10 protein-coding genes, 2 tRNA genes and 1 pseudogene are annotated in these 12,859 nt (G+C 69.9%); 5 read left to right on the top strand and 8 right to left on the bottom strand.

Going from position 1 to position 12,859, the window contains the following annotated elements:
- Positions 1-143 precede the first annotated feature (143 nt).
- On the top strand, positions 144-1,403 hold the full coding sequence (locus test1122_RS05935; protein ID WP_232268103.1) for an NAD(P)/FAD-dependent oxidoreductase: 1,260 nt from the start codon (positions 144-146) through the stop codon (positions 1,401-1,403).
- A 455-nt stretch (positions 1,404-1,858) separates the two neighbouring features.
- Here test1122_RS05935 and test1122_RS05930 read toward each other — a convergent pair whose 3' ends face one another.
- Positions 1,859-2,170 (bottom strand): YtxH domain-containing protein, encoded by a 312-nt coding sequence (locus tag test1122_RS05930; RefSeq protein WP_232268102.1) that lies wholly within the window; start codon positions 2,168-2,170, stop codon positions 1,859-1,861.
- Between the two features lie 167 nt (positions 2,171-2,337).
- Here test1122_RS05930 and test1122_RS05925 point away from each other — a divergent pair.
- Both test1122_RS05925 and test1122_RS05920 read left to right on the top strand, forming a co-directional pair.
- Positions 2,338-2,410: transfer RNA gene (locus test1122_RS05925), tRNA-Asn, on the top strand.
- Between the two features lie 179 nt (positions 2,411-2,589).
- Positions 2,590-2,663: transfer RNA gene (locus test1122_RS05920), tRNA-Ile, on the top strand.
- A 151-nt stretch (positions 2,664-2,814) separates the two neighbouring features.
- Here test1122_RS05920 and test1122_RS05915 read toward each other — a convergent pair.
- The 5 genes and pseudogenes from test1122_RS05915 to test1122_RS05895 all read right to left on the bottom strand — a co-directional run bounded on the left by test1122_RS05915 (position 2,815) and on the right by test1122_RS05895 (position 8,640).
- Positions 2,815-3,672, bottom strand: coding sequence for a tyrosine-type recombinase/integrase (locus tag test1122_RS05915; protein ID WP_232268101.1), 858 nt, complete (start codon positions 3,670-3,672; stop codon positions 2,815-2,817).
- Between the two features lie 455 nt (positions 3,673-4,127).
- A pseudogene (locus test1122_RS05910) lies at positions 4,128-5,033 on the bottom strand (class E sortase); the annotation flags it as partial.
- Positions 5,034-5,207: 174 nt separating this feature from the next.
- Positions 5,208-6,311 carry a c-type cytochrome biogenesis protein CcsB gene (gene ccsB / locus test1122_RS05905; RefSeq protein WP_232268100.1) on the bottom strand — a complete coding sequence of 368 codons (1,104 nt, stop codon included), beginning with the start codon at positions 6,309-6,311 and terminating at the stop codon, positions 5,208-5,210.
- On the bottom strand, positions 6,308-7,945 hold the full coding sequence (gene resB / locus test1122_RS05900) for a cytochrome c biogenesis protein ResB (RefSeq protein WP_232268099.1): 1,638 nt from the start codon (positions 7,943-7,945) through the stop codon (positions 6,308-6,310). Before resB ends, ccsB begins: the two co-directional genes overlap by 4 nt.
- A gap of 107 nt (positions 7,946-8,052) precedes the next feature.
- Positions 8,053-8,640 (bottom strand): TlpA disulfide reductase family protein, encoded by a 588-nt coding sequence (locus test1122_RS05895; RefSeq protein WP_232268098.1) that lies wholly within the window; start codon positions 8,638-8,640, stop codon positions 8,053-8,055.
- 221 nt (positions 8,641-8,861) lie between these two features.
- On the opposite strand from test1122_RS05895, the gene test1122_RS05890 reads away from it, so the two are divergent.
- Positions 8,862-10,103, top strand: a complete 1,242-nt coding sequence (locus test1122_RS05890) for a L,D-transpeptidase (RefSeq protein WP_232268097.1) — start codon at positions 8,862-8,864, stop codon at positions 10,101-10,103.
- A 107-nt stretch (positions 10,104-10,210) separates the two neighbouring features.
- Here the strand turns inward: test1122_RS05890 and test1122_RS05885 are convergent, their stop codons facing one another.
- Both test1122_RS05885 and test1122_RS05880 read right to left on the bottom strand, forming a co-directional pair.
- Complete coding sequence (locus test1122_RS05885; protein ID WP_232268096.1) at positions 10,211-10,774, bottom strand: class I SAM-dependent methyltransferase; 564 nt, start codon at positions 10,772-10,774, stop codon at positions 10,211-10,213.
- 189 nt (positions 10,775-10,963) lie between these two features.
- Positions 10,964-11,836 carry a F510_1955 family glycosylhydrolase gene (locus test1122_RS05880; RefSeq protein ID WP_232268095.1) on the bottom strand — a complete coding sequence of 291 codons (873 nt, stop codon included), beginning with the start codon at positions 11,834-11,836 and terminating at the stop codon, positions 10,964-10,966.
- Positions 11,837-12,276: 440 nt separating this feature from the next.
- On the opposite strand from test1122_RS05880, the gene test1122_RS05875 reads away from it, so the two are divergent.
- Positions 12,277-12,732: a hypothetical protein gene (locus test1122_RS05875; protein ID WP_232268094.1), complete on the top strand. Its 456-nt coding sequence runs from the start codon at positions 12,277-12,279 to the stop codon at positions 12,730-12,732.
- The last annotated feature ends 127 nt before the right edge of the window (positions 12,733-12,859 follow it).

Genomic DNA, 12,859 nt, shown 5'->3' with positions numbered 1-12,859 from the left:
GGCGGTCGTCCTCGGGGGAGACGGCAGCTCGCCATCATGCGTGCGCTCATGTGTCTGCGCTCTTCCCGTGATCCCGCCGATGCGGGAGGCTCCTCATGAACCATTCCGGGGGCGCGACCGGAACGGCAGCGAGGAGGCACCACGTGGTGGACGCACACCGAACGTTCGTCATCGTCGGCGGAGGACTGGCCGGAGCGAAGGCCGCCGAGACCCTGCGAGCGGAGGGATTCACCGGCCGCGTCATTCTCATCGGAGATGAACGCGACCACCCCTATGAACGCCCCCCGCTATCCAAGGGGTATCTCACCGGCGCCGAGGAACGTGACAGTGTCTTCGTCCATGAGCCCGCCTGGTACGCGGGCGCCGATATCGAGCTTCACCTGGGCCAGCCCGCCGTACGTATCGACCGGGCCACCCGCTGCGTACATCTCGGCGACGGCACCCTCATCCAGTACGACGCCCTGCTGCTGGCCACCGGCGCCGAGCCGCGGCGGCTGGACATCCCCGGCACCGAGCTGGCCGGCGTGCACCATCTGCGCCGCCTCGCCCACGCCGACCAGCTGCGCGGAGTGCTCACCCGGCTCGGCCGGGAGAACGGGCGGCTCATCATCGCGGGCGCCGGCTGGATCGGCCTCGAAGTGGCAGCCGCCGCACGCTCCTACGGCGCCGAGGTCACCGTCATCGAGCAGGAGCCGACGCCGCTGCACACGGTGGTCGGGCCCGAACTCGGCGCTCTCTTCGCCGATCTGCACCGGGAGCACGGCGTCCGCTTCCACTTCGGCGCCAGGCTGACCGAGATCACCGGCCGCGATGGCGTCGTCCTGGCCGTACGCACCGACGACGGCGAGGAACATCCGGCCCATGGAGTGCTGGCCGCCATCGGCGCGGCCCCGCGCACCGCGCTGGCCGAGGCCGCCGGTCTTGACCTCGCCCCGGGCATCGGCGGCATCACCGTGGACGCCTCGCTGCGCACCGCGGACCCCGCGATCTACGCCGCCGGGGACGCGGCGGCCGTCTGGCATCCGATGCTCGACGCCCGGCTGCGCGTCGAGCACTGGGCCAACGCGCTGCACAGCGGCCCGGCGGCCGCCCGCGCCATGCTCGGCCAGGAGGTCTCCTATGAGCGGGTGCCCTACTTCTTCTCCGACCAGTACGACGTCGGTCTGGAGTACAGCGGCTGGGCACCGCCGGGCTCGTATGACCAGGTGGTGTGCCGGGGCGATGTCGGCAAGCGGGAGTTCATCGCCTTCTGGCTGCGCGACAACCAGGTGCTGGCCGGGCTCAATGTGAATATCTGGGATGTGACCGAGACGATCCAGGAGCTGATCCGCTCCGGCCGGGTGGTCGACCCGCACACCCTGGCCGACCCGGGTGTGCCGCTCGCCACGCTGCTCACCGAGTAACGGCGGGGTTTCCCTGTCCCCCTTCCCGGCTCCGCCGCGTGGCGGGGCTTCGCCCGTGGGCGGGGGTGCCGTGGGTGGGTGTCCCCGTATCCCGCCCCTTCCCGGCTGTGCCGATGTGCGGCTCCGCCGCGCGGCGGGGCTCCGCCCGGCTGCGGGGGTGCCGTGAGTGGGGTTCCCCAATTCCCGCCCCTTCCCGAAACCCGGGGCTTCGCCCCGGCGCCCCGGGGTGGCCCGGTGCGGGCCGGTGGCCGGGTTGTGCCCACCAAGCGTCGCGAGCTCCGCCCCGGGGTTGGCCGGAGCTTCGTGGCTGGTGTGGGTGGGTGGTTGCGTAGCAGGGTGGGCCCATGCCCCTCGTGGGGCTGCGAGTGCCCACAACATGGGGGTGGGGGTCTGGGGGCGGCAGCCCCCAGTTTCGGGAAGGGGTGGGGTTGGGGAAGGTACCCCCGGCGAGCGACCTACGTGTTGCTCACGCCCCAGTCCGCGTTCTCATCCGGCGAGGGGCGGCGGCCGGGTTCACACAGTGCGCGGACCTTCTCGGCCACCGGGTCCGGGAGCCGGTCGCCCACCTTGTCGGTGACCACGTGCGCCGCCCTGGCCGCGGCCTGGCGGCCGGTCTGGGCGGCGGACTCGACCGTGTTGCGGACGGCGGGGTTCTGGACGAACTCTTCCGCGTTCCTCCGCAGCTGCTCGTACCGCTCGCGCCCGGCCCGCGTACCGACCACATACCCGACCGCCAGGCCGGTGATGAACGCCCATCGGTGCCGCATGAGACAGCCCTTCCCTCGTGTCCGTCGGTGTTCCTCAGTCTGCTCCAGGGGTGCTCGGTCACCGGCACGAATACCGATTTCGGCGCACGCCCTGGCATGCGCTAATGTATTGCTCGCAGCGAGGGAACGCCCCCGGGGAACCGGCACGGCGGGTCCGAGCAGAGCAGTCCCCTGTAGCTCAATTGGCAGAGCAGCCGGCTGTTAACCGGCAGGTTACTGGTTCGAGTCCAGTCGGGGGAGCGTTACGTGAAGGGCCCCCGAGGGGGCCCTTTTTCGGTGAGTATCCCACGTACGGGAACCGATCCAGACATGATCGATGTCCTCACCTGCGCACGTCACCGCCCCGTGCGGGCGGCAGATCGTATGAGCGGCTATGCTGCGGCAGACGGCGCGCACAGATGTACGCGACGCGCCGTTGCGGGGCGGTAGCTCAGCCGGTTAGAGCAGCGGACTCATAATCCGTCGGCCGTGGGTTCGAGTCCCACCCGCCCCACCCTCCGGGTCAGTCGAAAAAACGTTCTGACCTGCGACTATCCAAGGGTGAGGGCCGCCACGGACGCGTGGCGGCCCACGTTCACCCGCCTGGAGCAAGATCCAGGGGACACACAGGGGCCCGGAGGGCGCCGGTCGGGTCGCGGAGGCTCTTACGCGGCCTTCCCCCGCGACTTTTGATCTTGTTCGTGCGCCTCGGTGTCATCGGGTGCGGGCGGCCGGGGGCTCCACCCTTCGAGACCCGTGCCCGTCGCGCGGTCGATGAAAAAACGGACCAGCGTGAAGCACGGCCGCTCCTCCTCCGGGTACTGGTCATGCAGGTTATCCACCCGAAAGACCTCGAATCCTGCGCTCGCGCAGTGGTCCCGTATCCACTTGATCGCGGCGTTGGTCGCGTGCTCCGGGCCGCGGCCGGTCGTCCTGATCTCGCCGAGGAGGTCCCCGTCGTGCCGGGTCTTAACACCGATGGACCAGCGGCTGCCGCTGTAGCGGGCGCCGTGGGCGTAGATGACGGCGACGTCGTCGCGGAATGCGTCGGAGGGGATCTCAAGCCGCTGGCGGACGTCGTAGGAGACATCGCGGGGAATCGCGGACGTGATGGACTCGGCTTCGCGGCGTGCGAGCTGTGGCAGGACGCTGGTGTAGGTGTCCGAGGTGATCTGGCGCGAGCTGTGCCCCAGCCGCTCCTGGACCACCTTGATGTCGTTCCCCTGGAGCAGCGACAGACTGGCCGAGATGTGCCGGAGATCATGCAGCCGGACAGGAGGTAGCCCGGATAGCTCAATCAGGCGCTTGAAGCGTCGGCTCACCCAGTCGGGGTGGAGCTCCTCGCCATTCTCGTGCGTGAAGAACCGGTCGGAGTCGACCCAGGCTTCTACTCCGGACCACTCCTCGCGCGCCTTGTTCTGCTTCGCGCGCCACTGCGTCAGGACCTCTGCTGACTCCTGGCTCAGGTTGAGGGTCCGGACACTGTTGGCCTTGGGGGCCTCGCCGTACAGCCGGTATGCCACTTCGACGATCTGGGCGGATATCCGGAGCCAGAGAGCGGAGAGAGGCGCTGTGGGACTTGTTCCTCGACCCGACGATGCCGCCTCCGCGCGCTAAGGACGACCAGCGGCTGAGTGGTCGGCGGTGAGCAGGCTGACGATCAGGCTTCCGTGACCGACGCTGAACGGTACAAACCCCCGCGCCCCAACCCGACGTGCGTCGTCATCGAGATCACCGTCGCCTGCGCCATGGGAGCGGGCGAAGCTGTCCGGCTGGTAGCCGGTGCCCGGCACTGGGCACCATCACAACGGAAACGCCCCGGAAATAAGACACCGCCCACGGCACGGGGCGCCGAGCTGCGGCCGTTGTGGAGGCCGCCTGTCCTTCATCCTGCCACCGCCTACCCGGAGGTGATGGCGGAGCCGACGTGCATCGCGCATGATCTACGGGAGCCGGCCCGGGCGCGGGCGAACCCCCGCTAGCCGCCGATCGCGTCCGGCTTGCCCTCGCTCCGCGGGCGTTCCTCGACCAGCTCGCCCCAGACGATCAGACGGTACTTGGAGGTGAACTCCGGGGTGCAGGTGGTCAGCGTGATGTAGCGGCCCGGCTTGGTGAAGCCCGACTCCCGGGGCACCGGGCTGACCGTATCGACGTTCGACGGGGACGTCGAGGGCAGTTGCCTGGTCACCTCGTAGGTGTAGTAGGTGCTCTGAGTCTCGACGACTATAGGGTCGCCCGGCGTCAGCTTGTTGATGTAACGGAACGGCTCACCATGGCCGTTGCGGTGCCCGGCCAGCGCGAAGTTGCCCTCTTTGTCCCAGGGCATGGCCGTCTTCAGCCCGGAGGTCTCGTCGTAATGGCCGACCACGCCGCGGTCCAGCACGCTGGGCCTCTCGACGCCCTCGGCAATGGGGACCGTGACATCCAGCTTGGGCATATACATGATCGCAAAGTCCTGGCCTGGGGAGACGGCATCGGTCCGGGGCTCCTGCTCCTGCTTTTCGCCGCCCGACGCCCACTCCTCCTCCAGGCGGCTCGTCGCGCCCTTGGCCTGCTGGCTGCCCTGCACGTTCGTCCACCACAGTTGGTGGGTGACGAAGAGCAGAAGCACGACGCCGACGGTGATGAAGAGCTCACCGATGAGTGTGCTGACGACTGACGAGGCGCTCTTCCTGCGGGCCCTCGCCGCCCGCGCCGCTGCCGCCCTGCGCCGCGCCGCCCGGCCTTCGCCGGGCGGCCTGGGCGCTGTCGGGGTGATCTGGCGCAGCACGACGGTCTCGTCGCCCGAGACCGGCAGCGACTCGGGGGACGGGGTCCGAACGGATGTCCCCCGTCCCCCGCCCGCGGCCTGTTCCTCTTCAATCCCGGGCACTTCGCGCACCGCGGACTTCCCTTCCGTCAGGTTCGCTCACGGTAGAAACCCGCCTGCTCTCACAGGACTTCCCCTTCGATCGACCAACCGACCGACGTGTGACGGGTGCCGCGCCGCGTCGGCACCCGGCTGGGGTACGGCGGACTGTGAATCGACGGCGCGGGCGCGGGCTCGGTCGGCGTGGGGTCAGATGCCGGCATAGGAGTGCAGCCCGGTGATGAAGATGTTGACGCCGTAGTAGTTGAAGACGAAGGTGGCGAAGGCGATCAGGCCGAGGTATGCGGCGCGGCGGCCCTTCCAGCCGGCGGTGACGCGGGCGTGGAGGTAGGCGGCGTAGGCGACCCAGGTGATGAAGGCCCAGGTCTCCTTGGGGTCCCAGCCCCAGTAGCGGCCCCAGGCGGCCTCGGCCCACACCGCTCCGGCGATGACGGAGAAGGTCCACAGCGGGAAGACCAGCGCGTTGAGCCGGTAGGACAGGGTGTCCAGGCGTTCGGCAGCCGGCAGCCGTCGCCACAGCGCGGCGAATCGTCCCTGACCCCGGCCGTCCGCCACGGCCGCCTCCCAGCGGGCCCGGGCCAGGTAGAGGAGCGTGGCCACGGCCGCGGTGTGGAAGGCTCCGCCGGAGATGATGGCGGCGGAGACGTGGATCCACAGCCAGTAGGAGTCCAGGGCGGGGACGAGCTGGGCGGATTCCACGTACAGCACGGTGACCGCGAGGCCGAGAGTGAGCAGGACGGAGAAGGTGACGGGCAGGCCGAGCCAGCGCACCTGTTTGCGGGCGGCGAGCAGGCCGAGGTAGGTGCCGGTGGCGGCCAGGGCGAAGGCGGTGGAGAACTCGTACATGTTGCCCCACGGAGGCCGGCTCACCGACCAGGCGCGGGTAACCACGGAGGCCAGGTGGAGCAGGAAGGCGAGGGTGGCCAGGGAGACCCCGATCCGGCCGAGGAGATCAGACCGCGGGTCGCTGTCCGCAGCGTCGGGGTCGTCTGCAGCTGGCGCCGGACCCGGTGGGCCGGACGTGCCCGCAGTCTTCTCCGTGTCGGCGGGCCGGGTCAGCACCGCGGTGCTTGCCGCCGCGCGGGCAAAGGGGCTCGTACGGTTCTCGGCTGCCGTGCGGGCGGCGGGGCCGGTGTCGGTTGCTGCGGAAAGCCGGACGATGCGGCTGCGGCTGCCGAAGGCCCATTCGGCGCAGTGGGCGAGGAAGGCCAGCAGGTAGACGGCGATCGCCGAGTAGATCAGCCAGTTGCTGAGCTGGGCCAGCGTCTGGTCCGCGGTGGTCGTCGGGTTCACGGATGCTCCTGATACTGCGGTTGCGGCGTAGCGGAGTCGGTTGGTGGGAGCGCGCGGCGCAGTTCGGCGGTGAGGTGCGCGACTTCCTTGGCGAGCTGAGCGGATGCGGTCCGCTCCAGGCCGGCGACCTCGATCTGGCTGCCCGAACCGGAGGCGGGACGGATGCGGATCCACAGGCGGCGTCGGCGGATGAACAGCGAGGCGGTCAGGCCCAGGCCGGCGGCGATCGAGCTCCACAGGGCGGTGCCGTTGCTGGGGTTGGTGGCCACCTGGAAGCTGGCCCACTCCTTGAGCCCGTCGAAGGTGAGTGAGCCGGCACCGTCAGGCAGGGTCATCTTGTCGCCGGGGCGGAGACCCTTGGCGAAGGGAGATCCGTCCTTCTTGGTGAACTGGGTCATCCGGCTGGTGTCGAGTTGGTAGACGCTCTGCCCGAAGTCCGATTCCATGCCGAGGTCGCCGTGGTAGGCGGTGAGCACGAGGGCCGGGTTGGCGGCTCCGGGATAGACGGAGGACCAGCCGTCTGCGGAGAGATTGACGGTGGGCAGGAACAGTCCGGTGAAGCCGAGCTGGGTGGGCTTGCCGTCGTGGTCCCGCGCGTCGGGGACCTTGACCACTCCGGTGGATCGGACGAAGGCGTCCTGTGGGAGGAAGGGCACCGGCCCGGACCAGGCGACGTCACCCTTTCCGTCACGTACCGTCACCACGGGCGCGTAGCCGTGACCGACCAGGTAGACCTTGGACCCGCCGACCTCCATAGGGTCGTTCACCCGGATGGTGACCTCGCGCTCGGGGCCGCCCACGGTCTTGCTGGCCCGCACACGGGCCTGGAAGAAGGTCGGAGTGCCGCGTTGCGGTCCGCTGAGCTGGTACTTGCCGGTGAACTCCTCCAGGCGGAAGCTGAAGGCAGGGAGCTCGTCCGAGGAGTCCAGCTTGGCCGGCTGGAAGTCGTCGTACTGGGTGCGTGCGTTGGTGAAGCTGTCGCCCTCCACGACGAGCACCTGGCCGGTCGAACCGAACAGCCCGCCGACGGCCAGGGCCACCAGGAGCCCGAACAGGGCGAGGTGGAACAGCAGGTTGCCCGCCTCGCGGAGGTAGCCCTTCTCGCCCGACACCGCGCCCCCGGACCCACCGGCGCCGGCCTTCTCCATACGCAGCCGGAAGCGTCGTCGGCGTAGGGCGCGGCGGGCTGCCTCCAGGGCCTCGTCGGGGGAGGTGGGACTGGTCCACCGGGTGTGTTCCGGCATGCGGTCCAGTCGGCGGGGAGGGGTCGGCGGCCTGGCCCGCAATGTTCTGGCGAACTGCAGGCAGCGCGGCAGGATGCAGCCTCCCAGTGAGAGGAACAGCAGCAGGTAGACCGCGGCGAACCAGGGGGATGCGTAGACGTCGAACAGCCCCAGCTTCTCGTAGACGGGTGTGAGGGTGGGGTGGTCGGCGCGGAACGCGGCGGCTTCGGACGGCTGGCCGGAGTCCTGCGGGACCAGAGAGCCGGGGATCGCGGCGAGGCTCAGCAGCAGGAGCAGGATCAGCGCGGTGCGCATCGAGGTGAGGGTGCGCCAGGTCCAGCGCAGCCACCCGAGTGGGCCGAGCCGGGTGCCGAGCGGGCGTTCGGCATCGTCCCGGGGGGCAGTGGACATGTCTCTGGGCGTATCTTGCGGTGTCTCGACGGGACTCTCCGGGGAGCGTGGGCCACCCTCGGGGTGGTCGGTGCCCGTGCGGGTCGAGCTGTGCGTGGGCACGCGGTTCACCGGCCTTCTGCGATGACGGGGGTCAGCATGCCGAGGATCTCCCGCTCGGTGAGTGCCTTGAGCGCCCGGACCGCGATGCGCCCTTGGCGGTCGATCACCACTGTGGAGGGGATCGCCTGCGGCAGCAGATGCCCCTTAAAGCGCAGCACCAGCTTTCCTCGGGGGTCGTAGAAGCTGGGGTAGGTGATGCCGTAGGTTCGTTCGAACTCTTTGGCTGGGGCGGCCGACATATCGCGGGTGTTGATGCCGAGGAACTGCACGTCGTCGCCTTTGGTCTTGTCGAAGGCCCGCTTGAGGTGCGGGGCTTCCCTCTTGCACGGCTCGCACCAGGAGCCCCACACGTTCAGCAGGATCACCGACCCGCGGTAGTTAGACAGCCGCAGCGGCTGGCCGTCCAGGTCCTTGCCGGAGATGTCCGGGGCCGCGGCGCGCCGCCCGGCCGGAATCGCGGTGATCTCCCCGGTACCCGCGGGGAACCCCGACGAGGCGCCGGAGGCGCTGCCCGTGCCGGAGGAACCGTCCGGGCCAGAGCCTGTCGCCGATGTACACCCGGCGAGCAGCAGCGCCGCGGCGGCCACAAGCACGTATCGGCGACTGCGCAGGCCTGTGCCTGTCGGCCACACCACACTCCTCCGAAACTCCTTAGGAGACATGGAGGAGAGTGTGCCATGAGCGTCGGGCCCCGGCCCTACCACCCCCGGACGCGGGGTGCGCCCTCCGCCAGGCGGAGACGGGGGAACCACCGGCCCGCTACTGTCGTCACCACCTAAAGAGCTTAGAAGTTCTATCTACGGAGGGTCCGCTCATGCGACTGGAGCTGGTGGGGCGTCTCGGCGCCGCGAGATGGGGCGCTCGCCGGACCCCAGTCCAAGCCGCCGCGCTGGCCGCGATCGCCGCCGTAACCCTCGTGGCCTGCGGTGGCACAGGAGCCGCGAAGGCGGGACGCGATACATCGAACAACGCGGCGGCAGTTAAGGCCGAACCCGTCGTGATCAGCGTGAAACCGGACTCGGGCGGCGCCCCCGCTGCCCCGGGCAGTAAAATCAACGTCCGCACCAGCGGCGGAAAGCTCTCCAAGGTGACAGTGAGCGCCCCTGACACCGACGCCTTCGCCGGCTCGCTGTCGAAGGACAAGAGCACGTGGACCTCCTCCGCCCTGCTCGCCCCCGGCACGCAGTACACGGTGCTCGCACGGGCCGAAGGTCCGGACGGCAAGCAGATATCCAAGCGCAGCACCATCACCACCGCTGCGGCACAGGACACCTTCGTCGGCGAGTACAGCCCGAACAAGGGCACCACGGTCGGCGTCGCCATGCCGGTGTCCGTCACCTTCAACAGGCCCATCGAGAACAAGGCGGCCGTCGAGCGCGGGCTCACCGTCACCGCTACCCCTGCTGTCGAAGGGGCATGGAGCTGGATGAAGGATCGCAACGGCAAGGACCGGATCGACTACCGGCCCAAGGAGTTCTGGAAGCCCGGCACCAAGGTCACCTTGCGGATGTCGCTGTCCGGCGTGGACGCGGGCAAGGGGATGCTGGGAACCCAGCAGCGGGTAGTCAACTTCACGATAGGCAAGTCGGTCGTCAGCACCGTCGATGTGGAGAAGAAGGCCATGACCGTCGCCGAGAACGGCACCGTGGTCAGGACCCTGCCAGTCTCCAACGGAAAAAAGGGCTTCGACACCTGGAGCGGCACCATGGTGGTGCTCAGCAAGGTGCCCACCCTCCGGATGGACTCCCGCACGGTCGGCATATTCGGTCCCGAGGCGTACGACATCGGCGAGGTCAAGTGGGACGTCCAGCTCACCCCCTCCGGCACCTACGCCCACGCCGCGCCGTGGAACGAGGGCCTGTTCGGCAAGGTCAACGCCAGCCACGGCTGCATCGGCATGAGCACCAAGGACGCCAAGTGGTTCTACGACCGCGTCCGGCTCGGCGACCCCGTCACCGTCGTCAACTCCGCCGAGGACACCGTCGCGGTCAACAACGGCTACGGGGACTGGAACGTCGACTGGGCGACCTGGAAGGCAGGCAGCGCGCTGAACTGAGCGACGAGGCGAATGCCGGGATGACTGAGGAATCCGGCTCCGGACGCCGGGCCGGGTGTGCTGCGGTACGCCGACGGGTTACGGTTCATCCGGGCGCGGTGCGCCGGTCAAGCGCGTGCGGGTTCCTTGACCACTACGAGGCGCTCGACCATGCCCAGGCAGTACCGCTCCCGGCGGATCACGGTGAACCCCGTCCGCTCGACCAGGAGCAGTGGCCTGCACAGGTGGTAGTAGCTGGAAAGGCGCCTCAGCACAGGTACGGCCAGACGCTGGAGGACACGCACCGGGAAGCTGGTGCTGGGAATGTGATCGAGCAGCAGCAGATGCCCGCCCGGCCGCAGCACCCGGTGCATCTCCCTCACCGCCGCCCGGTCGTCGGACATACAGCACAGCGCCAGCACGCACACCACCGTGTCGAAGCAGGCATCCGGGAACGGCAGAGCCGCGGCCGCTCCCTCCACCAACGTCACCGCCGTTGCGGAGGTGGCTGCGCGCGGCCGGGCGCGCTCCAGCATCCGCGGGGACAGGTCGATGCCGATCACCTCGGTCCCGACCGGGTAGTGGGGCAGGTTCCGTCCGGTGCCCACGGCCACCTCCAGGACCCTGCCGCTCGCCTGCGAGCACGCCCACGACCGGCCGTTGCCGACCAGCAGCCGGTCGTACGGGCGCATGCAGCCGTCGTACCAGGGCGCATCGCGATCCCAGTATCGCCGGACCCGCGCGTCTCGGCTCCTCTTCACGCCCATGGATGTGCCCCTCCGGCCGGGTGCATTCAGGATGGCAGCGCGTGCCGGGCCGCGGCAGCAGGCGCTGCCGGAGCGCAGTACCCGCACCCGGGGCCCACCCGGCCTCGGCGTGGTTCAGTGGCCGGCCGCCGGGGTGACCTGCAGGCGCTTGGTGAAGGTCTTGCCGCCGTTGCGGGTTTCGTAGACGCCGTCCTGGGTGGCGGCCAGCACGCGGTCGGCGTCGACGGCAGTGAGCGCCTGGGGCCGTCCGCCGGGCACGGTGCCCGCCTTCTTCCAGGTGGCACCGCCGTCGGTGCTGCGGTTCAGCGCGCCGGCCGGGTTGATCCCGTACAGGGCCTCGGGCTCTGCCCAGGAGAGGAAGGCCAGCACCGGCTCGGCGCTGTCACCGAAGGTCTCGCCGCCGTCGGTGCTCCTGGCGATGCCGTCCTGGGTGGTGGCCAGCAGCAGGTCGGGGTCCTTGGGGCTGACGGCGATGTCCAGGGCGGCGAGCTTGGCGCGGTCGTCCCACTTCTTGCCGTCCTTGCTGACGCGCAGCATGCCGCTGGTGCTGTCGTAGCCGTAGATGGTGTCGTGGGCGTACTCCAGGGCGTGGAAGTCGGCCTTCCCCTCCAGGGAGCGGGTCTTCCAGGTCTTTCCGGCATCGGTGGACTCGATCAGGCCGCGGTTGGACGGAGCGTCGGTGCCGGGGGCCGGGTGCCCGCTGCCGAGGAAGTTCTTGGGCCCGGCCACGGTAAAGCCCATGTAGTCGGCGGTGTCGCTGACCCGCTTGAAGGAGCCGTCCTTGGCGACGGCGATGACGCCCTCGTGGGTGGCGACGTACAGCCGTCCGTCGGCCGGGTCAATGCCGAGCCCGTGGATATGGCTGACAGCCGCTCCGGAGGCGGGTGATTCCTCAGTGGGCGAGGTGTCGGCGCCGCCGGTGCAGGCGGTCAGAGTGGCCGCGAGCAGGACCGCGGCGGTGGCCAGGGGGCGGAGACGGAACGGCATCGGGATGTGTCCTCGTACGGGGCGGAACGCATGCTGCTGCGGGCGCGGCGCGGTCGGCCCACGAGAGAACCGGACCCGTCACCGCCTACAACCTACGCGTTTCCGGAGTTGAGTCCGTCCCGGACGACCGCAGCCCCACCCCAACCGGTCACTGCCACAAGACAGACTTGTTCCCGACCCCTGACCGGCCACGCCTCCCGGATCACCGCCCCAGGGCCGCCCACTCACAGCCTGCACCTTGCCGCCCGACCCGCCGCGCCGGCCTCTGGCCTGCCAGGGCAACCCGCACGGCGGTTCTCCCCGGATGGAGCAGGACTCCACCCGTACAGGGGATCAGCACCCCACCAAGACCCAAGACTCTTAGGAGATCGGCTAGTGTGCCGGAGCGTCAGCACTCTGCGACAGGCCGTTGCAGACCAGCGTCAACAGAAGGTAGCCGTATGATCACACGACCTCTCGCCCGCGCCGGTGTCCTCGCCGGGGCCATTCTGGCCGTCACGGCCGGGTTCTCCGGCCTGGCGCAGGCACACACCCCCGCATCGCCCGCTGCGAGCGGCATGGGCATGGCCTCACAGATGCGCGCCATGGCGGCGGACACGCGCGCGGAGGCGATGCGCATGGAGATGCCCATGGGCTCGGCGGCGGTCCGTTCGGCCGCCGCGAAGCACCGATGCAAGGCCGCCTGCACGACGCACTCGGCGCTTGGTCAGAGCTGCGCGTGCTGCGGGCACGGCGCATCAGCCCAGTCCGCCAAGCACAAGAAGTGCTGCGCCGCATCGCACGGCAAATCGGCCCGGACCGCCAAGCAGGGCAGCTGCTGTGCCGGATCGCCCGCCTCGCATCGCATGCCAGCGCGGGATGACGGCAGCACGGGATGCTGCGACAAGCACGCCTGATCGAGGCCCTGGCCCGGCGGGAGCACCCCGCTCCCGCCGGGCCCAGGGCTCGCATCCGGACGGGGGCCGCCAGTCGGCGGAGAGTGAGGTGGCCGTCCCTCTCCTCGGCGCTGGAGCCGCCGGGAGC

This window comes from Streptomyces gobiensis (assembly GCF_021216675.1).
Taxonomy (GTDB): Bacteria; Actinomycetota; Actinomycetes; order Streptomycetales; family Streptomycetaceae; genus Streptomyces; species Streptomyces gobiensis.
Note: the sequence above shows the minus strand (reverse complement) of the source record. Positions and strands in the feature narration are given on the sequence as shown.

Excerpts from the sequence above, each read along its gene's own strand:
- test1122_RS05930 (WP_232268102.1), bottom strand. The coding sequence starts at position 2,170 with ATGCGGCACCGATGGGCGTTCATCACCGGCCTGGCGGTCGGGTATGTG.
- resB (WP_232268099.1), bottom strand. The coding sequence starts at position 7,945 with ATGTCCACTGCCCCCCGGGACGATGCCGAACGCCCGCTCGGCACCCGG.
- test1122_RS05890 (WP_232268097.1), top strand. The coding sequence starts at position 8,862 with ATGCGACTGGAGCTGGTGGGGCGTCTCGGCGCCGCGAGATGGGGCGCT.
- test1122_RS05885 (WP_232268096.1), bottom strand. The coding sequence starts at position 10,774 with ATGCGCCCGTACGACCGGCTGCTGGTCGGCAACGGCCGGTCGTGGGCG.
- test1122_RS05880 (WP_232268095.1), bottom strand. The coding sequence starts at position 11,836 with ATGCCGTTCCGTCTCCGCCCCCTGGCCACCGCCGCGGTCCTGCTCGCG.
- test1122_RS05875 (WP_232268094.1), top strand. The coding sequence starts at position 12,277 with ATGATCACACGACCTCTCGCCCGCGCCGGTGTCCTCGCCGGGGCCATT.